15 protein-coding genes are annotated in these 21,305 nt (G+C 71.4%); 10 read left to right on the top strand and 5 right to left on the bottom strand.

Features of this window, described 5'->3' with window-relative positions:
- Positions 1–88 precede the first annotated feature (88 nt).
- Complete coding sequence (locus tag OG792_RS12400) at positions 89–1,642, bottom strand: hypothetical protein (RefSeq protein ID WP_329109568.1); 1,554 nt, start codon at positions 1,640–1,642, stop codon at positions 89–91.
- Positions 1,643–2,075: 433 nt separating this feature from the next.
- Here OG792_RS12400 and OG792_RS12395 point away from each other — a divergent pair, with 433 nt between their 5' ends.
- Both OG792_RS12395 and OG792_RS12390 read left to right on the top strand, forming a co-directional pair.
- Entirely contained in the window at positions 2,076–2,432 is a 357-nt protein-coding gene (locus OG792_RS12395) for a hypothetical protein (RefSeq protein WP_329109567.1), read from the top strand.
- Entirely contained in the window at positions 2,419–3,444 is a 1,026-nt protein-coding gene (locus tag OG792_RS12390; RefSeq protein ID WP_329109566.1) for a T3SS (YopN, CesT) and YbjN peptide-binding chaperone 1, read from the top strand. Before OG792_RS12395 ends, OG792_RS12390 begins: the two co-directional genes overlap by 14 nt.
- A 193-nt stretch (positions 3,445–3,637) precedes the next feature.
- Here OG792_RS12390 and OG792_RS12385 read toward each other — a convergent pair whose 3' ends face one another.
- Positions 3,638–4,135: a MarR family winged helix-turn-helix transcriptional regulator gene (locus tag OG792_RS12385; protein WP_329109565.1), complete on the bottom strand. Its 498-nt coding sequence runs from the start codon at positions 4,133–4,135 to the stop codon at positions 3,638–3,640.
- A 98-nt stretch (positions 4,136–4,233) separates the two neighbouring features.
- On the opposite strand from OG792_RS12385, the gene OG792_RS12380 reads away from it, so the two are divergent.
- The 5 genes from OG792_RS12380 (at position 4,234) to OG792_RS12360 (ending at position 11,603) form a co-directional block, all read left to right on the top strand.
- A complete protein-coding gene (locus tag OG792_RS12380; RefSeq protein ID WP_329109564.1) occupies positions 4,234–6,309 on the top strand; it encodes an MMPL family transporter in 2,076 nt (691 codons plus the stop codon).
- Positions 6,310–6,380: 71 nt separating this feature from the next.
- On the top strand, positions 6,381–7,112 hold the full coding sequence (locus OG792_RS12375; protein ID WP_329109562.1) for an ABC transporter ATP-binding protein: 732 nt from the start codon (positions 6,381–6,383) through the stop codon (positions 7,110–7,112).
- Complete coding sequence (locus OG792_RS12370) at positions 7,109–9,685, top strand: ABC transporter permease (protein ID WP_329109561.1); 2,577 nt, start codon at positions 7,109–7,111, stop codon at positions 9,683–9,685. Before OG792_RS12375 ends, OG792_RS12370 begins: the two co-directional genes overlap by 4 nt.
- A 44-nt stretch (positions 9,686–9,729) precedes the next feature.
- Positions 9,730–10,965 carry a sensor histidine kinase gene (locus tag OG792_RS12365; protein ID WP_329109559.1) on the top strand — a complete coding sequence of 412 codons (1,236 nt, stop codon included), beginning with the start codon at positions 9,730–9,732 and terminating at the stop codon, positions 10,963–10,965.
- Positions 10,953–11,603, top strand: a complete 651-nt coding sequence (locus tag OG792_RS12360; protein WP_329109558.1) for a response regulator transcription factor — start codon at positions 10,953–10,955, stop codon at positions 11,601–11,603. The genes OG792_RS12365 and OG792_RS12360 overlap by 13 nt, the downstream gene beginning before the upstream one ends.
- A gap of 178 nt (positions 11,604–11,781) precedes the next feature.
- Here OG792_RS12360 and OG792_RS12355 read toward each other — a convergent pair whose 3' ends face one another.
- A complete protein-coding gene (locus OG792_RS12355; protein WP_329109556.1) occupies positions 11,782–14,250 on the bottom strand; it encodes a beta-N-acetylhexosaminidase in 2,469 nt (822 codons plus the stop codon).
- A 315-nt stretch (positions 14,251–14,565) separates the two neighbouring features.
- On the opposite strand from OG792_RS12355, the gene OG792_RS12350 reads away from it, so the two are divergent.
- Complete coding sequence (locus OG792_RS12350) at positions 14,566–15,720, top strand: magnesium and cobalt transport protein CorA (RefSeq protein WP_329109555.1); 1,155 nt, start codon at positions 14,566–14,568, stop codon at positions 15,718–15,720.
- A 10-nt stretch (positions 15,721–15,730) separates the two neighbouring features.
- Here OG792_RS12350 and OG792_RS12345 read toward each other — a convergent pair whose 3' ends face one another.
- Positions 15,731–17,155: a short-chain fatty acyl-CoA regulator family protein gene (locus OG792_RS12345; protein ID WP_329109554.1), complete on the bottom strand. Its 1,425-nt coding sequence runs from the start codon at positions 17,153–17,155 to the stop codon at positions 15,731–15,733.
- A 209-nt stretch (positions 17,156–17,364) separates the two neighbouring features.
- Between OG792_RS12345 and aceA the strand changes: the two genes are divergently transcribed.
- Both aceA and aceB read left to right on the top strand, forming a co-directional pair.
- Entirely contained in the window at positions 17,365–18,708 is a 1,344-nt protein-coding gene (aceA, locus tag OG792_RS12340; protein WP_329109553.1) for an isocitrate lyase, read from the top strand.
- An 11-nt stretch (positions 18,709–18,719) separates the two neighbouring features.
- Positions 18,720–20,342 carry a malate synthase A gene (aceB, locus tag OG792_RS12335; RefSeq protein ID WP_329109551.1) on the top strand — a complete coding sequence of 541 codons (1,623 nt, stop codon included), beginning with the start codon at positions 18,720–18,722 and terminating at the stop codon, positions 20,340–20,342.
- A gap of 28 nt (positions 20,343–20,370) precedes the next feature.
- On the opposite strand, the gene OG792_RS12330 is transcribed toward aceB, so the two are convergent.
- Positions 20,371–21,228 (bottom strand): SCO6745 family protein, encoded by an 858-nt coding sequence (locus OG792_RS12330; protein ID WP_329111231.1) that lies wholly within the window; start codon positions 21,226–21,228, stop codon positions 20,371–20,373.
- Positions 21,229–21,305: the final 77 nt, after the last annotated feature.

Genomic DNA, 21,305 nt, shown 5'->3' with positions numbered 1-21,305 from the left:
CGAGCCGCCGCCCGCACCCGGGCTTCCACACCCGGGCCGGGCGGCGGCTTGTCGAGCTACCGCTGATCATCGCGGGACGGTGCGACGGTCAGCCGAAGCAGTTCGGCACCGTGACCGGGCTGCCCACGCAGTTGGTCGGGCGGTTGTCGACGATGACCGCCCGGTCGTCGACCGTCACCTGCGAGGCGCTGGCGAAGACACCGCCGCGTGGCAACGCCGAGTCGTTGCGGCTCACCCGGGCCTCGGTCAGGGTGAGGCTGCCGGTGATGGTGTAGATGCCGGCACCCTGCGACTGCGCGCCGTTGGCCCGGTTGGAGTCGACCAGGCTCTTGCGGAGGATCACGTTGCCGAGCACGTTGTAGACGCCACCACCACTGCTCCGGGTGGTGTTCTCGCTGATCCTGCTCTCCTCGATGACGGCCTGACCGTTGGCGTTGTAGATCCCGCCGCCGAAGCCGCCGGCGCCGTTGCGGACAACCTCCGTGTGCCGGACGTGCAGGGCGGCGGAGATGTTGAAGATGCCGCCGCCGGCCGCCGTGTCGGCAGTACTCTCGTTGTCGGTCACCGCGCTGTACTCGATCTTCGTGACGCTGCCGTCGGTGGCGTAGACCCCGCCGCCCAGCCCCGTCGCGACGTTGTGCAGGATCTCGGCCGAACGCAGTACGGCGCTGCCGCCCCCGTTCACGAGCCCGCCGCCGTCACGAACGGTGTTGTTGCCGCCCACCTCGGCACCGTCCACACCGAGGAACCCGGTGCTGTAGACGCCGCCGCCGTCGTCCTGGGCGCTGTTGTTGTTGACCTTGGTGACGTACTCGTGGGTATCGTGGTCCCAGCCGTCCTTGCTCCAGGCATCATCGGTCCAGCCGTCCAAGCGGGCGCCGGCCTCGTCCGCCGCCCCGTTCGCCGCCCCGTCCTCCGCGCCGTTCGCCGCGCCGCTTTCGGAGGCGGCGCCGCTCGACTCGGGCGAGGGATCCGGGTCCTTCGGCTCGACCGAAGCCTCCGGGTCGCCACCACCCATGCCGCCCCTACCACCCTTGCCGTCCTTCGAGGAGACGATCCAGGTGATGCCGTGGTTGGTGATCCCGCCACCGGTCGTGGCGCTGCGGTTCTCGACGATCCTGCTGTCCTCGACGGTCGCCTTGCCACCGGACTGGACCAGCAATCCGCCACCGCCGAGATCGCTACGATCGTCCCCGCCCCGGACCGTGACCCCGTGCAGGGTCAGCTCCCCACCCGGACCGACATTGAAGACGCGGAACGGCGCCGCGCTCGCCGCCCGCTCGATCGTCGCCCCTTCGCCCTTGATCGCAATCGGTTGGGTGATGACCGGCAACCCGTCCTGACCCTGGTACGCCGTCAGCGAGTACGTGCAGCCCTTGCTGAGCTTGAGCTTGGCCCCGTCGCGCGCGTTTGCCTCGACGAGAGCGGAGATCAGCTCGTTCGGGTCGCAACCGACCTCCCTGGCCTCCCCGTCCCATTCGACGCGCCAACCGCCCGGATCCTGACCACCGGTGTCGTCGCTCGCGACACCGCCGTCCCGGGCCAGCGCGCTGCTGCCCAGCCGGGGCAGGCCCATCGCGTCCGTAGCCCTCACCACGGCCGGCACACCGCTCATTCCCGCCACGGCCGCCAGGCTGGCCACACCCACCAGGCTGGTCGCACCCGTCACGTACCAGCGCGCCCGGCGCCCGGCTCCGTCAGGTGTCGAGCGACCGTCGCCCGTACGCCCCAGAAAACGCAGATGTTTCGGTAGTTGGTTGGACATCATCGTTACCTGACCCCTCCTCCTACGTGACATGCCGACACGGCCACAAACAGGGTCGTGCCCACTGATCGCCACCGTAGGCGGAGGTTCCCGGCCAATGCCGGCTTATATGAAGACTTCACACATTTGGTTCAAGGTGCTTCGGGAAGAGCCCTGACCAGGTACGCCGCCACCCCGGTTGCCCTCGGAGGGGAGCACGAGCGCTTGTCTTCGGCCGCTACCGTTCAGGCGTGGCCGGCGGGCGCACGGTCGCCGACACGGCCAGACGCCGGGTAGGTAGGCAGGCGACCACAATCAGTACAGTAGGGGCGTGTCTCTATGGATCGCCGCGACTTGGGGACTTGTCGGCAGCGCCGTCTCCGAAGCACTGAACCTCTACGCCATGATGCGCCCGACAACCGAGTCGAAGGGACGATGGCAGTGGCCGTGGCGAGACAAGCGGGACCGTCCAATCGTGATGTTCGCGGTGGCACTGCGGGCGCTCGCCGGCACCGGGCTGGCCGCCGCCGCCTCCGCCGGCGGACTGGCCACGACGGCCTTCGCCACGTTCACCTTCGGAGTGGCGGCCCCCCTGGTCATCGCCAAGATGTTCGACCAGATCCGGGTGCTGGACCGACCGTCGACAGAGGACAATCAGCCGGGACGGAGCGACGATGACGCGGCCTGACGGATTCTTCCGCCGGCTGAGCTGGGCCCTCGCGGCCCGGCCGTCCACCACCACCGCCTCCGTGCCGTTGCCGACCCGTACCCGGCTCGCCGCGGCGCTCGCCGCCAGACCGGTGACCCAGACCCGCGGCCTGGCCGACCTGACCGCCGGGGCCGGCGACAAGCTCACCGACCAGGTCAAGTGGGTGGTGGCCCATCTGCTCGGCACCACCCCGGACCAGTTGCGCGTCGACTCCGACGGAGACATCGGCGTCCGCGCGGGGTCGGCCATCATTTTCGTACGCGCACAGGAGGAGCCGCCGCTGGTCGACGTCTTCTCGCCGCTGCTCACCGGCGTGCAGCCGACCGAAACCCTCTACCGGCGCCTGTCCGACCTGACCAACGAGATGCCGATCGGCCGGATCTACTGCACCGGGGACACGATCTGGGCCTCCGTACCGGTCTTCGGGCAGGACTTTCAACCGTCCCACCTGTTACTCGCGATCCAGACGATGATCAGGCTCGCCGACGATCTCGACGATCACCTCCGACAGGAGTTCGGCGGGAGCCGGTTCTTCGGGGCGGAGGCGTCCGGGCTGGTTCCCGTACCGGATCCGACCGGGTATCTGCGCGACCTCGCCGACTCCGGTGAGTCTCGCGCGGGCCGCATACTGGCGGATCTGTTGGCCGATCGGGGCCGTATCGACGAGCTGCGGATCCGCGCGGAGAGCGGCAACGGACACGCCGCCGCCCGGCTCGCCGCGCTGCTCCTCGACCAGGGCCACACCGACGAGGCCGAACACTTCTGGCAACTCGCCGTGGAACAGGGCGAGCCGAGCGCCCGCCCCGAGTTGGCCGAACTACTCATCGCACGCGGCCGGATCGAAGAGGCGACCGACCTGCTGCGGTCCGGCCCGGCAGACGACTGGCGCTCCACCGGCCTCCTCCTCGCCCTACTCACCAAACACGGCCACACCACCGAAGCCCTCCACCTCCTCCACACCCAAACCCCACCCCCCACCCCCCTCCCCTAAACCTCCCTCCCCCCACCCCTCCCCTCCCCCCTCCCCCCCCCGCCGCGCCCCACCCCCCTGCGCGTCGATCTAGGGCAAATACGTGTCGATAGAGATCAACACGCACGTATTTGCCCTAGATCGACGGGGTGAGGTGGGCGCGGGGGGAGGGGGGAGGGAGGGAGGGAGGGAGGGGGGAGAGGGGAGGGAGGGGTTACTTGGGGTGGGGGGAGGGGCGGAGGGTGTCGCGGTGGTGGCGCATTGAGGTGACCATCATGCGCATGAAGCGGTGGACGACTTCCAGGTCCTCGTCGGTGAACTGGTCCATCACCAGGTCGGTGCGCTGGCCGAGCGGGCGGAAAAACTCCACCGCTACCCGGGCGCCCTGGTCGGCGTACCGGAGGAAGACCTTGCGGCGATCGGCGGTGTCCCGGTCCCGGCGGATGTGGCCGGTCCGCTCCAGCCGGTCGATCAGCGCGGTGACCGACCCGGAGGAGAGGTTGAGCTGCTCCCCCAGCCGGCCCGGCGTGATCAGCTCGCCCCGGCGTTCCGCGTGCATGACCGCGATCAGCGCTTGCAGGTCGGTCACGCCCAGGCCGTGCAGGGCGGCGAACGCGTGCCCGATGTGTTGGGCGTCCACGGTGTAGTTACGCAGGTCGGAGACTATCTCGCCGGAGAGGACTGCCCGTCGGGTGTCCCGCGGTCGATACATGCCGTCCACCACTGTGCCGCTTCCCTCCACCCGGCTTGCACCTTACCTCACCCGCCGATAATCTCGGCCATCGAGATACTCGACCGTCGGGAGTTATCATGGGTACGTTCGGGTCAAGGATCGCGCAGGCCGTCAGCGGGCGGTGGAGCGCCTGGCTCGTGCTGGTGATCGCGACGGTCCTCTCCGGGATCGTGATCGCCCTGGGCGGCGAACCACACGCCGACAACGACCCCACCTCCGCCCTGCCCGACTCCGCCGAATCCGTACGGGTCGCCGCACTCCAGCGCCAACTGCCCAGCGGGCAACTCAACCCGGCCCTGGTCGTCTACTCCCGCGACGGCCAGCCCCTGCGCCCCGAGGACGAACGCGCCATCGCCGACGACGCCCGCGCGTACGTCACCGAGGCGACCGGTGGACAGGTCTCGCCACCGGTCCTCTCCCCCGACCGGCGGGCCGCCCTGCTGGCCGTACCGCTGCCGGCCGACCTGCCCAACGACGAACTCGCCGGCATCGTCGAACAGCTGCGCGCCACCGCCCGCGACGGCCTGCCCGAGGGCACCGTCGCCCAGGTCACCGGCGGCGCCGGCTTCACCACCGACGTCTCCTCCGCCTTCGACGGAGCCAACGTCACCCTGTTGCTGGTCACGGTCGCGGTGGTCGCGGCCCTGCTGATCGTCACCTACCGCAGCCCGTGGCTGTGGCTGGTGCCGCTGGCCGTGGTCGGCACCGCCGACGTGGTCGCCAACGCCGTCATCGCGATGGTCAGCCGGGCCGCCGCGCTGGACATCGACGGCTCGACCACAGGCATCGTCGACGTACTCGTCTTCGGCGCCGGCACCAACTACGCGCTCCTGCTGATCGCCCGCTACCGGGAGGAACTGCGCGGCACCGCCGACCGACGCGTCGCGCTGCGCCGCGCGCTCGCCTCGGCCGGGCCGGCGATCGCGGCCAGCGCCGCCACCGTCTGCCTGAGCCTGCTCACCCTGCTCACCGCGGTCCTCGGCAACGACCGGACCATCGGCGTCACCGGTGCGATCGGCATCGTGATCGCCGCGCTGTTCGGGCTGGTCGTGCTCCCGGCCGCGCTGTCGGTCTGCGGGCGCGGCCTGTTCTGGCCGTTCGTGCCCCGCGAGGGGCAGACCGACCCGACCCGTACCGGGGTCTGGTCGCGGATCGGCGCCCTGGTCGCCCGGCGCCCACGAGCGGTGCTCGTCGGCACGCTGGTCGTACTCGCGGTGCTGGCGACCGGGCTCGGCGGTGCCCGACTCGGGCTGAGCAAGACCGAGCAGTTCCGGGTGCAGGCCGAGTCGATCGACGGGCTGGAGACGCTGAGCCGCTACTTCCCGGCCGGTTCGGCCGACCCGACCGTGGTCGTCACCCGCTCCGGCGGCGAACGGGCGGTGTTGGAGACGATCGAGGCGACGCCGGGGGTGTCGAGCGCCCGGGTCACCGAACGCGCCGGTGACCTGGTCGCCATCGACGTCGTACTCGACGCGGAGCCGGACAGTGCCGCCAGCTACCGGACCATCGAGGACCTGCGCGACCGGGTCGGCGCCGGGTCCGGGGCGGAAACGCTGGTCGGCGGTACGGTCGCGGCCAACCTCGACACCCGGCAGGCGGCCGTACGCGACCTGCGGGTGGTCGTACCGCTGATCCTGGCCGTGGTCCTGCTCGTGCTGGTCCTGCTGCTGCGTTCGCTGCTCGCCCCGCTGGTACTGGTCGCCACCGTGGTGGCCACCTTCTTCGCCGCCCTCGGCGCCAGCAACTTCCTGTTCACCAGGGTCCTGGACTACGCCGCCCTGGACACCTCCGTACCGCTGCTGGCGTTCCTCTTCCTGGTCGCGCTCGGGGTGGACTACAACATCTTCCTGGCGACCAGGGCCCGGGAGGAGGCGTTGGCCGGGGACACCCGGCAGGGCATGCTCACCGCGCTCGCCGTCACCGGCGGGGTGATCACCAGCGCCGGCGTCCTGCTCGCCGCCGTGTTCGCCGTACTCGGGGTGCTGCCGCTGGTGACGCTGACCGAGATCGGGGTCATCGTCGGGCTCGGCGTGCTGCTCGACACCCTGCTGGTGCGTACGCTGCTGGTCCCGTCGATCGCGATCACCCTGGGCCGCCGGTTCTGGTGGCCGGGCACACTGTCCCGAACGCCTGCGGCGGAACTCCGGAGGTAGGGACAGCCCCACCACCGGGTTCATGGTTGGCCATGTGTTGCCCGGACGGGCCCTGCACCAGGCTGATCACCATGGGAAACACAGCGGTGGTCGAAGTGGTCGAGGTGACGAAGACGTACCCCGGAGGTGCCGGGATACGCGCGCTCGCCGGGGTTTCGGTGGCGTTCGCCGCCGGTACGTTCAACGCGGTGATGGGGCCCTCCGGCTCGGGCAAGTCCACTCTGCTGCACTGCGCCGCCGGACTCGACACACCGGACAGCGGCCGGGTGCTGCTGGCCGGGCAGGAGATCAGCGGATTGCGCGAGCCCCGGCTGACCGAGGCCCGTCGCCAACGGGTCGGTTTCGTGTTCCAGTCCTACAACCTGCTGGACTCGCTCTCGGTGTGGCACAACATCCTGCTGCCGCAGCGGCTCGCCGGGGTACGCCCCGACCTCGCCCTGGCCCGTGAGGTGATGCGGCGGGTCGGTCTCACCGGCCGGGAGAACGACCGCCCGGCGCGGCTCTCCGGCGGGCAGCGCCAGCGGGTGGCGCTGGCTCGGGCGCTCGCCGCCCGACCGGAAGTGATCTTCGCGGACGAGCCGACCGGGGCGCTGGACCTGTCCACCGGCCGGGAGGTCCTGGGACTGCTGCGGGAGGCGGTCGACTCCTTCGGCACCACGGTTGTCATGGTCACCCACGATCCGGCCGCCGCCGCCCGAGCCGACCGGGTGGTCTTCCTCGCCGACGGGCGCATAGTCACCGAGTTGGCGGACCCGACGGCGGAGAAGGTCGCGGCGGAGATGATGTCGGTGAGCGCCCGATGATGCGCCTGGCCCTCGGCACGCTGCGCCGCCACCGTGGCGCGTACGCCGGCACCTTTTTCGCCGCGTTCCTCGCGGTCGCCCTGCTCGCCGGCAGCGGTCTGCTGCTGTTCTCGGTGCTCACCGCGAAGCCACCGGCCAACCGGTTCGCCGCGACGGACCTGGTCGTCTCCGGTGCGCGGCAGGTGAGCCTGGAGACGGTGACCACGAAGGAGAAAAAGGACAAGGTCAAGGTCAAGCGGAAGGTCAAGACCGAACGGCTCACCGGCGCCGGGGTCCTACCGGCCGACCTCGCCGGCCGGATCGGGGCGCTGCCCGGTGTCGCGTCCGCCGTCGCCGACGCCGCCTTCCCGATCCAGGTGACCACGTCGACCGGACGGGTCGTGCGCGCAACGGACGACGCGCCCGTCATCGGCCACGGCTGGGCGTCGGCGGCGCTGACGCCGTACACGCTGGTCCGGGGCAGCGGGCCCGATGCCGGCCGGGTGGTCGTCGACGCGGATCTCGCCGCGCGCGGCGGACTCGTCGTCGGCAGCGAACTCGTGCTCACCACCCGCACCGGAACACGCACCGTGCAGGTCAGCGGCATCGCCGCGCCCGCCGGTCGGTCCGGCCTGGCCGCACAGGGCGCGCTGTTCCTCGCCGACGGCGAGGTGCCGACGGTGTCCGGACTCGACGGTCCGACCGCGGTCGGGGTGGTCGCCACGCCCGGCGTCGACCGGGACGCGCTGTTGGCCGCCGTACGCGAAACCGCCGGCGGGGCAGACGTGCTGACCGATGCCGAGCGGGTACGGGCCGACCTGCCCGGAGCACTGCCCGACTACATCGGACCGATCTCCATCTTCGGCTTCGTCATCGGCATCACCGCCTTCGCCGCGGTGTTCGTGCTCACCGGCACGGTGACCCTCGGCGTACGGCAACGGCTGCGTGAACTGGCCCTGCTGCGTACGGTGGGCGCCACGCCGGGCCAGCTGCGCCTGCTGCTCGGACTGGAGAGCGTTGTCCTCGCCGCCGTCGCCGCGATACCGGCCGCCCCGCTAGGCGTGCTCTTCGCGCACCTGGTGGCCGATCGGTTCCGGACCCTCGGGGCGGTGCCGGCCCAGTTCACGGTCCGGGTCAACGTACCGGTGCTGCTGGTGGCGGGGCTGGCCGGCGTACTGGTCACGTTCGTCGCCGCCCGGATCGCCGGCCGGCGGGCCGTACGGGTCGCGCCGACCCAGGCGCTCGCCGAGACTGCGACGGCACCGGCCGGCGGCACGGCCGTCCGGGTGCTGCTCGCCCTGGTGACGGCCGGCGGTGCGATCAGCGTGCTGACGTTCGTGCCGCTCGACGGGGTGCTCGGCATGGGCATGAGCTTCGTGTCCTGCGCCCTGCTGCTCTGCACGGTCGCCGCCCTCGGTCCGGTCCTGGTACGGATCCTGACCGCGCCGCTGGCGCAGCTGGCCCGGCTGGGCGGCGCGACCGGTTGGCTGGCCGGGCTCGTCACCCGCGCCGAGAACCGGCGGGTGGCGGCCGTCGCGGTGCCACTGGTACTGATCTTCGCGATCAACGCCACCATGCTGCTCAACGGCGCCCTGCTGGAGCGGCTGACCGCGCGGGAGCAGACGGCGCGAACGGCCACCGCGACCGCTCAGGTGACCGCGACCGGCGGGCTGCCGCTGAGCACCGTCGACCGGCTGGCCGCCCTGCCCGGGGTGACCGGTGCCGCGGCCACCCTGCCGACCAGGGTGATCGTGGCGCAGGGCGGCAAGCCCGAGGACTACCCGGCTCAGGGACTGCTCGTCGCCGGCAGCGAACCAGCACTCGACCTGGGCGTACGGCGCAGCCCCGCGGCCGGCGCCGGTACGGCGTCCGTCCCGGACGTACTCGGCGGGGACGACACCTTCGCCGCGAGTGCCGCCCTGGTCGGCCAGTACGGCTGGCGGGTCGGTGACGAGGTGCCGCTCTGGCTCGCCGACGGGCACCGTACGGAACTGCGGCTGACCTCGGTGTACGAGCGGGCCCGAGGGTTCGGCGAGCTGGTTCTTCCGGCCCCGCTGGTCGCCGCGCACGACCCCCGTGGGTTGGTGAGCACGGTCGCTCTGCGCTACCAGGGGAACGCGGCCGCCCGGATCCACGACGACTGGCCGGGCCTGCGGGTGACTCCCACCGCCTCGGCGTCCCCGGCCGGAGACGCGCAGAACCAGCAGGGCGCCTGGGAGCTGATGGTCGTCATCTCGCTCGGCTTCACCGCGATCGCCGTACTCAACACCTTCGCCGTCGCCACCGCCGCCCGCCGCCGCGAGTACGCCGACCTGCGGCTGGTCGGGGCGACCACCGGACAGTTGCACCGGCTCGCCGACCGGGAGGCGCTGATCACCGTCACGGTGGGGCTGCTGCTCGGGGTCGCCGTCACGGCGATCGTGGTCGGTGCGTTCAGCATCGCGCAGGACGGGGCCTTCCGGCTGATTGTCGACCCCGGCACGTACGGCGGCATGCTCGGCGGCGTCGCGCTGCTCGGCCTGCTCGCCGGGGCGCTGCCGGCCAGGTTCATCCTGCGCCGGCGCGGCCTGCCGGCACTCGCCGACGGGCGCTGACGGTGCCGTTCGGGGTCCGCGCCGCCGCCACTAGCATCCTGGCGATGACAAAGGCGACGGCGCGGGCCCTGGTGTACCTGGTCAGTGGGGTGGTTGCCAGCGCCGCCGGGTTCGCCTTCAGCCTCGCCGCGCTCGTCGGCGTCGGCCTGCTGGCCGTCACCCAGCTCGGCGGGCCCGCGTTCCTCGGCGCCGCCCGGGTCAGCCGTACGCTCGCCGGCATCGAGCGGCGGCGCGCCGGCTGGGTGCTCGGAGCGACGATTCCCGCACCGTATCTGCCGGGCACCGCCGGCACGATCCGCCAACGGGTCACCGCCGTGGGGACCCAACCGGCCACCTGGCGCGACCTCGCCTGGCTGGTGCTGCTGATCCCGCTGGGTCTCGCCGGTGGATGCGCCGCGCTCGTGGTCACCGCGGTCGACCTCGGCGCCATCGTGGCACCGGCCTGGGCGTGGGCGGTGCCCAACCCGCGCGCACCGTTCCCGATGAAGCCGCTGATGACGACACCGTCCGGCCGGATCGTCCTCACCGTACTCGGGCTGCTGCTGGTGCCGGTGGTCGCGTGGCTGCTGCGTACCCTCGCGGTTTTGCAGGCCCGGTTGGCGCGGGCCCTGCTCGCGCCGGGCACCCACCGACGCCTGGTGGAGCAGGCGGCCCACCTGGCCGCGACCCGGCAACGGGTGGTCGACGCGCAGGCCGCGGAGCTGCGCCGGATCGAACGCGATCTGCACGACGGGGCGCAGGCCCGGATCGTGGCCGCCGGCATGACCCTGGCCCTGGCCGCCCGCAAACTGCGCACCGGCGGCGGTACGGGCGGCGGAGCGGAGGCCGACGTCGCCCTCGCCCGGCGGCAGCTCGACGAGGCGCTCGCCGAGCTGCGCCGCCTGGTACGCGGCATCCACCCGCCGATCCTGACCGATCGCGGCCTGCACGCCGCACTCGCCGCGCTGGCCGGCGACAGCCCCCTCACCGTCGAGGTACGCGCAGACACCGCCGACCGTTACCCGGCCGCGATCGAGTCCGCGGCCTATTTCGTGGTCGCCGAGGGGCTCGCCAACGCCGGCAAGCACGCCGACGCCACGACCTGCACCATCGACATCTCCCGGACCGTCGACACGCTCCGGATCCGGCTCGCCGACAACGGGCGGGGCGGGGCCGACCCCGGCGGTTCCGGACTCGACGGACTGCGCCGACGGGTCGAAGCGCTCGACGGCGTACTCACCCTGACCAGCCCGGTGGGCGGGCCGACCATCCTGGACGCGGAGTTCCCATGCGCATCGTGATCGCCGAAGACCTGCTCCTGCTCCGCGAGGGTCTGGTGCGGTTGCTGACCGACACCGGTCACACCGTCGTGGCGGCCGTCGACAACGCCGACTCGCTGGTGGCGGCGGTGACGGAGCAGCGACCCGACCTGTCGATAGTCGACGTACGGCTGCCGCCCGGATTCCGGGACGAGGGCCTGCGCGCCGCCCTGCGGCTGCGGGCCGCCGACCCGGACACCAGGGTGCTCATCGTCTCCCAGTACGTCGAACGCGCGTACGCCGCGGAACTGCTCGCCGACGGCCACGGCGGTGTCGGTTACCTGCTCAAGGACCGGGTCACCGCGCTGGACGACTTCCTCGACGCGGTCGAGCGGGTCGCCGCCGGTGGCACCGTAATGGATCCCGAGGTGGTCCGGCAGCTGTTCACCCGCAACAGCCGCAACCACGGCATCGACGGCCTCACCCCACGCGAGCGCGAAGTGCTCGCCCTGATGGCAGAAGGCCTGTCAAACTCCGCAATCTGCGCACGCCTGGTGCTGGCCCCCGTCTCGGTGGAGAAGCACATCACCAACATCCTCGCCAAACTCGACCTCCCACCCGCCACCACCGCCCACCGCCGCGTCCGCGCCGTCCTCGCCTACCTCAACGCGCCTCTCTAACCCACCCCCACCCCCGCCCCCCACCCCCCGCCCCTCGCCCCCCACGCCCCCACCCCGCCGCGCCGATCTAGGGCGAATACGTGTTTGTTGATCTCTGATCACCCCCATTCGCCCTAGATCGCGGGAGGGGTGGGGGTGGGGGGGGAGGGGGGCGCGGGGGGCGCGGGGGCGGGGGGGGTTAGAGGCCCTGGCACTGGGGGGTGGTTGGGCCGTGGACGGTGTTGGGGAGGTTGGCGTTTACCGGGGCGGGGGTGTTGGTGGTGCAGGTGAGGGGGCCGTTGATGGTGTTGGCGGCCAGCAGGGGTGGTGGGGTGGTGGCGGTGGCGGTCAGGGTTAGTGGGCCGTTGACCCCGACTCGTTCCACGATCACATCGCCGGTGGTGCCGGTGATGGTCAGCGGGCCGTTGACCGAGCCGCCGAGCAGTTCGACCACCACGGCGCCGGTGGCGGTCACCGGGCCCCGGATCGAGGCGCCGGTGGCGATCAGGGAGGCGCCCGGTCGTACCACCACGGGGCCGGAGACGGTGGCGCCGGTCAGGCAGGTGACGCCGTCGGCGACGACCAGGGGACCGTTGTGGTGGCCCGAAACCGTGGCGGTGCAGGTGTTCACGACCACGGTGAACCGGGCGGTCGTGCTGCCGCCGGGGCGGGTGGCGGTGATGGTGGCCCGGTAGACGCCGTCGCGGGCGTACGCGTGCTGCGCGGTTGCCGAATAGATGCCGTTGATGCTCTTGTTGGTGCCGGCGGTACCGCTCAGGGTCGCCGCCGACGTGGTCCCGTCGCCCCAGTCGACCGTCGCCGTCACCTGGTCGAGCGGCGCGCCCGGGGTGACCACCGAGGCGATTTCCCCCGACACCGTCCGACGGTCGCTGGTGATGTCCGGCGCCGACACGTCGACCCGCCACGGCACCTGCGGGGAGGCGTAGAAGTTCTGGCCCTGCACCTGCCGGCGTACGCCGTGACCGGCGATCCGGGAGACGAAGGAGGCGAGGTTGCGTTCCGGGTGGACGTTCGGTGACCAGCCGATCTCCGCCGTCGCCGGCATCCGGGGGAAGACCTGGAACTCGATGTCGGCCAGGGTCCGCAGCGTCTCGGACCAGATCGGCGCCTCGACACCGAGGATGTCGGCGTCGGTCACCGCCGGCAGGGTGACCCCACCGGTGGTCCGCGCCGGGATGTAGGTGGCCGGGTCGCTGCTGGTGCCGGTCCAGTTGTAGAACTGCGACACGTCCAGCCGGCCGGCCCAGCTCAGCCCGAGCGGGCTGCCGACGAACTGCTGCATGTCCAGATAGGTGTGGTTGGCCGGTGACATGACGACCTTCATGCCCTTCTGCACCGCCCGCCGGGCCGAGTCGCCACCGGCGCCGGTCGGGTTGCCGTTGTTCCAGAACTGGGCGACGGACTGCGGCGATCCGGGCTGGCCGAAGTTCGCCTGGGAGATCTCGGCCCAGCCCATCACGATCTTGTCCTGCGCCTTGACGATCTGGGACTCGCGGTCGACGAAGTCGACGTACCGGGCGCTCGACAGGATCGACGCCGGCACCTCGTCGCCGCCGAGGTGGTAGTACGGGCCGGGGCTCATCGCGCTGAGCTGGTTGACGATGTCGGTGATGATCGCCCAGGTGTTCGGGCTCTCCGGGCACATCGCGCTGTAGCCGACGGCGGTGGTCAGGTTCCACTGCGGCGGGGTGCGGTTGGTGCAGTTGACGTCGGGCAGGACCGGGTCGGCCTGCGGTCCGGCGTACGACATGACTATCGCGTTGGTGTGCCCCGGCGTGTCCACCTCGGGGATGACGGTCATATGGTGTGCGGCGGCGTAGTTGACGACGTCGACGTACTCGGCCTGGGTCCAGTAGCCGCCGGGATCGTTGTTGATGGAGAACTGGCCGCCGATGGTGGTGAGTTCGGGCCGCCCGTTGATCGCGATCCGGAACCCCTGGTCGTCGCTGACGTGCAGGTGCAGCACGTTCATCTTGTACGCCGACGCCTGCTCGATCAGCCGCTTGGCGACCTCCGGCGACTGGTAGTGCCGGGCGATGTCGAGCATCACGCCCCGGTAGGCGTACCGGGGGCGGTCGGAGATCCGTACGCCGGCCACGGTCCACGGGCCGGGGCGTACGGTCGGGCTCTCGATCCACGGCGAGAGCAGTTGGCGCAGGGTCTGTACGGCGTAGAAGAGCCCGGCCGGCTCGGCCGCTGCCAGCCGTACCCCGGTGTTCGAGACGTCGATCCGGTAGCCCTCGGCGCCGAGATCGCCCGGTTCGCCGAGGTGGAACGCGATGTCGCCGGGCCGGGAAGGGGCGATCGAGACCGGCAGTGGGTAGCCGGTCGACGGGCGCAGGATCGCCGCCAGGGTGTCCGCGACCGGCAGGGCCCCGGCGCCGCCGGTGGCCACGACTATCCGGGTCGTCGGTCCGACCACGAAGGACTGACCGGGTACGTCGACCGCGCTGACCGGGATCGGTACGAGTTGGGCCGGGCCGGTCGGCGCGGTGTCGGCCAGTGCCGGTGTCGGCGACGGGCCGGCGAGCACCATCGTCTGCACCACGAGCGCGAGCGCGAGTACGGTGCCGCCGAGGCGCCGTCGTCGTACCCGGGTGGTCCGCCTGTCCCCTGTTCCCGCCAACAACCGGCCGGACGTCTGCATGTCACGCTCCCTGCTCCGGGGTGCGCGGCGTCCGCCGGGCATCCACCGACCGCTGGCTCACTGGTCGGTGCGGACGCGGGCAGTGGCGGTCGACCGGCGCGGGTTGGGTGATCAACGCGAAGGACGCTGGTCGAATGATAGGCGCCGATGGAACCTACTGTAAAGACTCCTTACATTGAGTGACGCGGGTCAGCCGGCAGACCGCACAGGAACCACAGCTGAATCCTCCGGATCCGCCGGGGCTGGTCCGGGCACCGGCGATCTCTGGAACTGTGGGTACGAGGGTTGTCGGCCCACCGGGGGTGGAGGCGTGGCATGTCCGATTGGCGGTCCCGCGCCCAGCGTCCGGCAAAACGCGCCTGGCGGCGGTCGCACGAGCGCTACCCGCAGCCGTCGCCACCGGAACTGTCGATGGACCCCCGCGCCGCCAACCAGTCGGCGCCGGTCGAGGCGAGCGTGGTCACCTCCGGCATCTACCGGGACGGCCACCGCGTCGACGCGCCGGCCAGCGTCACCGGGACCTGCGAACTGCTCCGCCGACAGCCCGGCACGATGGCCTGGATCGGCCTGTACCGACCGGCCGAGGCGCAGCTCATGGCGGTGGCCGAGGAGTTCGGCCTGCACGAACTCGCGGTGGAGGACGCCGTCGTCGCCCACCAGCGTCCCAAGCTGGAACGGTACGGCGAGACCCTGTTCGTGGTGCTGCGCGCCGCCCGCTACCTCGACGAGATCGAGGAGGTCGACTTCGGCGAACTGCACGTGTTCGTCGGCCCGAACTTCGTCCTCACCGTCCGGCACGGTGAGGCACCGGACATGGGCGCGGTCCGGCGCCGGCTGGAGGACGACCCCGACCTGCTGCGACGCGGCCCGGAGGCGGTGCTGTACGCGATCCTCGACGCGGTGGTCGACGGTTACGCCCCGGTGGTCGCCGGGCTGCAACACGACATCGACGAAATCGAGACCGAGGTTTTCGGCGGCGATCCGAAGGTGACCCGGCGGATCTACGAACTCTCCCGTGAGGTGATCGAGTTCCAGCGCGCCTCCCGGCCCCTGCTGGACATCCTGCGGGCGCTGACCGCCGGCTTCGCCAAACACGGCACCGGCGAGGAGCTGCGCCGCTACCTGGGCGACGTGGCCGACCACGCCACCACCGCCGCCGAACGGGTCGACGGCTTCCGGCAGATCCTCACCGACATCCGCACCCTGAACGCCACCCTGGTCTCGCAGGCACAGAACGAGGAGGTCAAGCGCCTGACCGAGGCCAGCTACACGCAGAACGAGGAGGTCAAGAAGATCTCCGCGTGGGCGGCGATCCTGTTCGCCCCGACCCTGATCGGCACCATCTACGGGATGAACTTCGACCACATCCCGGAACTGCACTGGAGCTTCGGCTACCCGTTCGCGCTGTCGCTGATGGCCCTGGTCTGCACCTGTCTCTACCTGGTGTTCAAGCGCCGCAACTGGCTCTGAACGGAGACGGTCAGCGGTCCGGGTCGGCGACCGGGTACGGCGCGAAGGTGCTGTGGTTCTCGTCGATGGACAGCCCTCGCCCGATCTGGGGGAAGGCCCGCTGCGCACAGCCGCTGCGTTCGCAGACCTTGCAGCCGATGCCGATCGGCACGGCGGCGTCGGCGTTGTCGAGATCCAGCCCGGTCGAGTAGACAAGACGACCGGCCTGGCGCAGGTCGCAGCCGAGGCCGATGGCGAAGGACTTGCCGGGGCGCCCGTACCGGCCGGGGGCGCGGGTGACGGTTCGGGCGATCCAGAAGTAGCGCCGGCCGTCGGGCATCGCCGCGATCTGGGTCAGGATCCTGCCCGGTGCGGCGAACGCCTCGTAGACGTTCCACAGCGGGCAGGTCCCACCGGTACGGGAGAAGTGGAAGCCGGTCGCCGACTGCCGCTTGGACATGTTGCCGGCCCGGTCGACCCGGACGAACGAGAAGGCGACCCCGCGCGCCCGTGGGCGCTGGAGCGTGCTGACCCGGTGACAGACGGTCTCGTACCCGACGCCGTAGTGGGTGGCGAGCCGGTCGAGGTCGTAGCGGAACTCCTCTGCCCGCGCGTGGAAGTCGCCGTACGGCAGGATCAGCGCGGCGGCAAAGTACTTGGCCAGCCCGATCCGGGCCAGTGTCTCGGAGTCCGGGCTGCTCAGCGATGCCGCGTCGACCAGGTTGTCGAGGCTGTCACCGACCTCGGCGAAGGCGAGCTGGGTCGCCATCCGGATCGCCAACTGCCCCGGCCGCAGGTAACCGGACAGGTGCAGCAGCTGGCTCCTCGGGTCGTACCGGTGCAGTTCGTCGCCGTCGCCACCGGAGCCGGGATCGCCGACCCGGACCCTGATCCCGTGTACGCCCAACCGCTGCGCCAGCAGCGGACGCATGTCGCCGGGACGGATGCCGATGACGGCGGCGAGCCGTTCGGCCGCCTCGTCGAGTTCGGCGATGTAGTTGTGCCGCTGGTAGAAGTAGTCGCGGATCTCCTCGTGCGGCCCGGACCCCAGCTCGCCGACCTCGTGCTCGCGGTCGCCGGTGAGGGCGGCCAGCTGTTCGGCGAGCTGCCGGTAGCGGCGGTGCATGGTGACCAGCGCGTGCGCGGTGTGCGGCAGGCGTTGGGCCAGCTCGGCGGCCTCCTCGGTCGGGATGTCGATGCGCAGCGTGTCGTCGGAGGAGACCTCCCGGATCTCGGCGGTCAGCCTGGCCGTGTCGTGGGTGGCGAAGAAACCGGCGTCCACCCCCAGCGACTCGCTGATGCTCAAGAGCACCGGTACGGTCAGTGGCCGCGATCCGTGCTCGATCTGGTTGAGGTAGCTCGGCGAGATGCCGAGCATCCGGGCGAAGGCGGCCTGCGTCATCCGGCGTTCCTCGCGCAGCCTGCGTAGCCGCGCGCCGGCCACGTCCTTCTGCATCAGCGCTCTCCCCTCGCCGTCGGTTCTCCTGCGTTTGTCCGCCCGTGGGCCCGCCAGTTTGCCAACAGTACCTTCGCAACCTTTGCAAAACCGGGGCGAAGATTGGCAACTGTTGGCTGATTGGGGCCGTCGACCAGCGCGTTCACCTATGTCACGGTCGATCCATGGGCAGTGCCGAGTCAAGCAAATCAGGATGGAAGGACATTGACATGGACGAGTTCACCGCACCGACGACAACAAGCACGGCGCCGGAATCGGCATCGGGGACGGCGGGCACGGCCGGGGAACTGGCCCGGCGGTGGGAGCGGGATCCGCGCTGGCGCGACATCCGGCGGGCGTACTCGGCCGACGACGTGGTTCGGCTGCGCGGCAGCGTGGTGGAGGAGCAGACGCTGGCCCGGCGCGGCGCGCAGCGGCTGTGGGAGTCGCTGCACGGCGAGGACTTCGTGCCCGCGCTCGGGGCGTTGACCGGCAACCAGGCGGTGCAGCAGGTGGCCGCGGGCCTCAGGGCCATCTACCTCTCCGGCTGGCAGGTCGCCGCCGACGCCAACCTCGCCGGCCAGACCTATCCCGACCAGAGCCTCTACCCGGCGAACTCGGTGCCGGCGGTGGTGCGGCGGATCAACAACGCGCTGCTGCGGGCCGACCGGATCCGGCACGCCGAGGGCGGTGTGGGCGGGCCGGCGGACTGGTTGGTCCCGATCGTCGCCGACGCCGAGGCCGGCTTCGGCGGGGTGCTCAACGCGTACGAGCTGATGGGTGCCATGATCACGGCCGGCGCGGCGGCGGTGCACTGGGAGGACCAGCTCGCCTCGGAGAAGAAGTGCGGCCACCTGGGCGGCAAGGTGCTGATCCCGACCGGCCAGCACATCCGTACGCTGAACGCCGCCCGGCTGGCCGCGGACGTGGCCGACGTGCCGACGCTGCTCATGGCGCGGACGGACGCGGACGCGGCGACGCTGATCACGACCGACGTGGACGAGCGCGACCGGGAGTTCCTCACCGGTGAGCGCTCGGCCGAGGGGTTCTACCGGGTCCGGCCGGGCATGGCCCCGTGCATCGCCCGAGGGCTCGCCTACGCGCCGTACGCCGAACTGCTCTGGATGGAAACGTCCACTCCCGACCTGGACGCGGCCCGTACGTTCGCCGAGGCGATCAAGGCCGAGTACCCGGACCAGTTGCTTGCCTACAACTGCTCGCCGTCGTTCAACTGGCGTAGGCACCTGGACGACGCGACGATCGCCAAGTTCCAGCGGGAGCTGGGCCATATGGGGTACAAATTCCAGTTCATCACGCTGGCCGGGTTCCACGCGCTGAACCACTCGATGTTCTCGCTCGCCCACGGCTACGCCGCAAACGGCATGTCGGCGTACGTCGACCTTCAGGAGCGCGAGTTCGCCGCCGAGGCCGACGGCTACACCGCCACCCGGCACCAGCGCGAGGTCGGCACCGGCTACTTCGACCTGGTCAGCACCGTAATCAACCCGACCAGTGACACCGTCGCGCTGCGCGGGTCGACCGAGGAGGAACAGTTCACCGGGACGGTGTCGTGATGCCGGCGACGATGCGTTCGCAGCTCACGGTCGTCGGTCCGTACGGTGATCGGTTTGAGGAGATCCTCACCCCGGAGGCGCTGGCGTTCGTCGCCCGGCTGGACGCCGAGTTCGCCGGCCGGCGGGCCGAGCTGCTGGTCGCGCGGGCCCAGCGCCGGGACCGACTGGCCCGGGGCGAGGAGTCGCTGGGCTGGCTGGCCGCAACCGCCCCGATCCGGGCCGACGGGAGTTGGCGGGTCGCCGGTGCCGGACCGGGGCTGACCGACCGGCGGGTCGAGATCACCGGGCCGCCGGACCGGCGGATGACGGTCAACGCGCTCAACTCCGGTGCCCGGGTCTGGCTGGCCGACTTCGAGGACGCCCTCTCCCCCACCTGGTCCAACCTGGTCGGCGGGCAACTCAACCTGCGCGACGCGATCGACGGCCGGTTGGACTTCACCGCCGAGACCGGTAAGCGGTACCGGGTCGGGCCGGACCCGGCGACGATAGTGGTCCGGCCGCGCGGCTGGCACCTGGTGGACAAGCACGTGCTGGTGGACGGGCGCCCGGTGGCGGCGAGCCTGGTCGACTTCGGGCTCTACCTCTTCCACTGCGGTCGGCGGCAACTCGACCGGGGCCATGGACCGTACTTCTACCTGCCGAAGCTGGAGAGTCACCTGGAGGCGCGGCTCTGGAACGACGTGTTCGTGCTGGCACAGCGGCTGCTCGGGATGCCGCACGGCACGATCCGGGCCACCGTACTGATCGAGACGATCACGGCCGCGTTCGAGATGGAAGAGATCCTGTACGAGCTGCGCGACCACTGCGCGGGGCTCAACGCCGGCCGCTGGGACTACATCTTCAGCTTGATCAAGACGTTCGGTGCCCGACCGGAGTTCGTGCTGCCGGACCGGGCACAGGTGAGCATGACGGTGCCGTTCATGCGCGCGTACACCGAACTGCTGGTGTCGACCTGCCACCGGCGTGGCGCGTACGCGATCGGCGGCATGGCCGCCGCCATCCCGAGCCGCGATCCGGACGCCAACGCGCAGGCGCTGGCAAAGGTGCGCCAGGACAAGGAGCGGGAGGCGGCCGACGGTTTCGACGGATCATGGGTGGCCCATCCGGGCCTGGTGCCGATCTGCCGGGAGGTCTTCGACGGGGTGCTCGGGGACAGGGAGCACCAGCTCGACCGGCTCCGCGACGACGTCCGGGTGACCGAGGCCGAGTTGCTCGACGTCGCCGCCACCGGTGGCACGGTGACCGAATCCGGCCTGCGCAACAACATCGCCGTCGCGCTGCGCTACCTCGACGCCTGGCTGGGCGGCAGCGGCGCGGTGGCGATCTTCGACCTGATGGAGGACGCGGCCACCGCCGAGATTGCCCGCTGCCAGGTCTGGCAGTGGATCCACACCGGCACCCGCCTCACCGACGGCCGCGTGGTGGACGAGGACCTGGTCCGCAAGCTGCTCACCGAGGAGTCCGCGATGGTCCGGGAGGCGACGGACGCCGCCGGCCACCGGTGGGCCGAGGCCGAGGAGATTTTCGTACGCACAGCGCTCGGCGAGACCCTGCCAACGTTCTTCACCCCCAATGCGTACGCGACGTACCTGGTCGGTCGACGTGAGTCTGTGCGCGATCGTCGTGCCCTCTGACCGTGCTCAGTCGCCTCGGTCACCGTGCTCAGTCGCCTCGTTTCCGGAGCCGCCCGCCGCCGACATCGTTGCCGTCGGTGGCGGGCAGCCCGATCGGGTTGGCCGGGGGCAACGCGGCCCGGCAGGCGTACGCGATCGGGGTCAGCAGCGCTGTGGCGACCTCCGGATCGACGCCGTCCCAGGCCGTCGCGGCGACATCGTCGGTCACGTCCTCGATCCGCTCGTACGCGGCAACACCGCTGGCCGTGGCAGTGCCGTCACCGTCGAGCCACCCGCGCTCGACGAGCCGCCGTGTCGCGGCGTCCCACTCGCTGTCGGACCAGCCCCGGTTCGGTTGCAGGACCTCACGGCCGAGATCCGTCGCGGCCCGCCAGACCAGCGGCTCGCAGCCACCGAGTCCGGCCGCGACAAGCGCCGCGACATGCCCGTCCCCACGGTGCTCGCGCAGCGTGGTGGCGGCCTGCCAGAGGCGTGCCAGCGGTTCCCTCGGCTCCGGCAGCGCCGCGTTGGCGGCGCCGAGCACCCGACCCGCCGGATCGAGGCGACCGACCACCTCGGTCAGCAGGTCGGCGGCCAGCTCGACCGTGGCGGCCGGAATGCCGGCGGTGAGCCGGGCCAACGCGTCCGTGGCCCCGGTCAGCCGCGCCGCGAGCGTCTCCGCCGTAGTGGCCCGCTGCCAGACGTCGGGCAGGGCACGCGCGACCATGGCGGGCGCGAAGTTGAAGAAGACCGCCACGACCGGTGCCGCCCCGACCGGCCCGAGCGGGGCCGCCCGCCCGGCGAAGTATCCCCGCCAGTAGCCGCGTAACCCGGCCGCCTCGTATGCCTGCCGTGCCTCCGGCGCGAAGTACGTAACGGCATGCACGGGTTCGTAGAGCATCCACATCCGCCGCGCGCTTCTCACCCCAGCAGCATCTCATCCCACGTACGCGCGACCACACCGCGAACCCGCCGAGGGCTACC

The organism is Micromonospora sp. NBC_01699 (assembly GCF_036250065.1).
Lineage (GTDB): Bacteria > Actinomycetota > Actinomycetes > Mycobacteriales > Micromonosporaceae > Micromonospora_G.
The sequence above is the reverse complement of the archived record's forward strand: the minus strand, read 5'-3'. Positions and strand labels throughout refer to the sequence as shown.

Coding starts and splice junctions, on each gene's coding strand:
- OG792_RS12330 (WP_329111231.1), bottom strand. CDS start 21,228: ATGTGGATGCTCTACGAACCCGTGCATGCCGTTACGTACTTCGCGCCG.
- OG792_RS12365 (WP_329109559.1), top strand. CDS start 9,730: ATGACAAAGGCGACGGCGCGGGCCCTGGTGTACCTGGTCAGTGGGGTG.
- OG792_RS12380 (WP_329109564.1), top strand. CDS start 4,234: ATGGGTACGTTCGGGTCAAGGATCGCGCAGGCCGTCAGCGGGCGGTGG.
- aceA (WP_329109553.1), top strand. CDS start 17,365: ATGGACGAGTTCACCGCACCGACGACAACAAGCACGGCGCCGGAATCG.
- OG792_RS12345 (WP_329109554.1), bottom strand. CDS start 17,155: ATGCAGAAGGACGTGGCCGGCGCGCGGCTACGCAGGCTGCGCGAGGAA.
- OG792_RS12390 (WP_329109566.1), top strand. CDS start 2,419: ATGACGCGGCCTGACGGATTCTTCCGCCGGCTGAGCTGGGCCCTCGCG.
- OG792_RS12375 (WP_329109562.1), top strand. CDS start 6,381: ATGGGAAACACAGCGGTGGTCGAAGTGGTCGAGGTGACGAAGACGTAC.
- OG792_RS12360 (WP_329109558.1), top strand. CDS start 10,953: ATGCGCATCGTGATCGCCGAAGACCTGCTCCTGCTCCGCGAGGGTCTG.
- OG792_RS12355 (WP_329109556.1), bottom strand. CDS start 14,250: ATGCAGACGTCCGGCCGGTTGTTGGCGGGAACAGGGGACAGGCGGACC.
- OG792_RS12385 (WP_329109565.1), bottom strand. CDS start 4,135: ATGTATCGACCGCGGGACACCCGACGGGCAGTCCTCTCCGGCGAGATA.
- OG792_RS12350 (WP_329109555.1), top strand. CDS start 14,566: ATGTCCGATTGGCGGTCCCGCGCCCAGCGTCCGGCAAAACGCGCCTGG.
- aceB (WP_329109551.1), top strand. CDS start 18,720: ATGCGTTCGCAGCTCACGGTCGTCGGTCCGTACGGTGATCGGTTTGAG.
- OG792_RS12370 (WP_329109561.1), top strand. CDS start 7,109: ATGATGCGCCTGGCCCTCGGCACGCTGCGCCGCCACCGTGGCGCGTAC.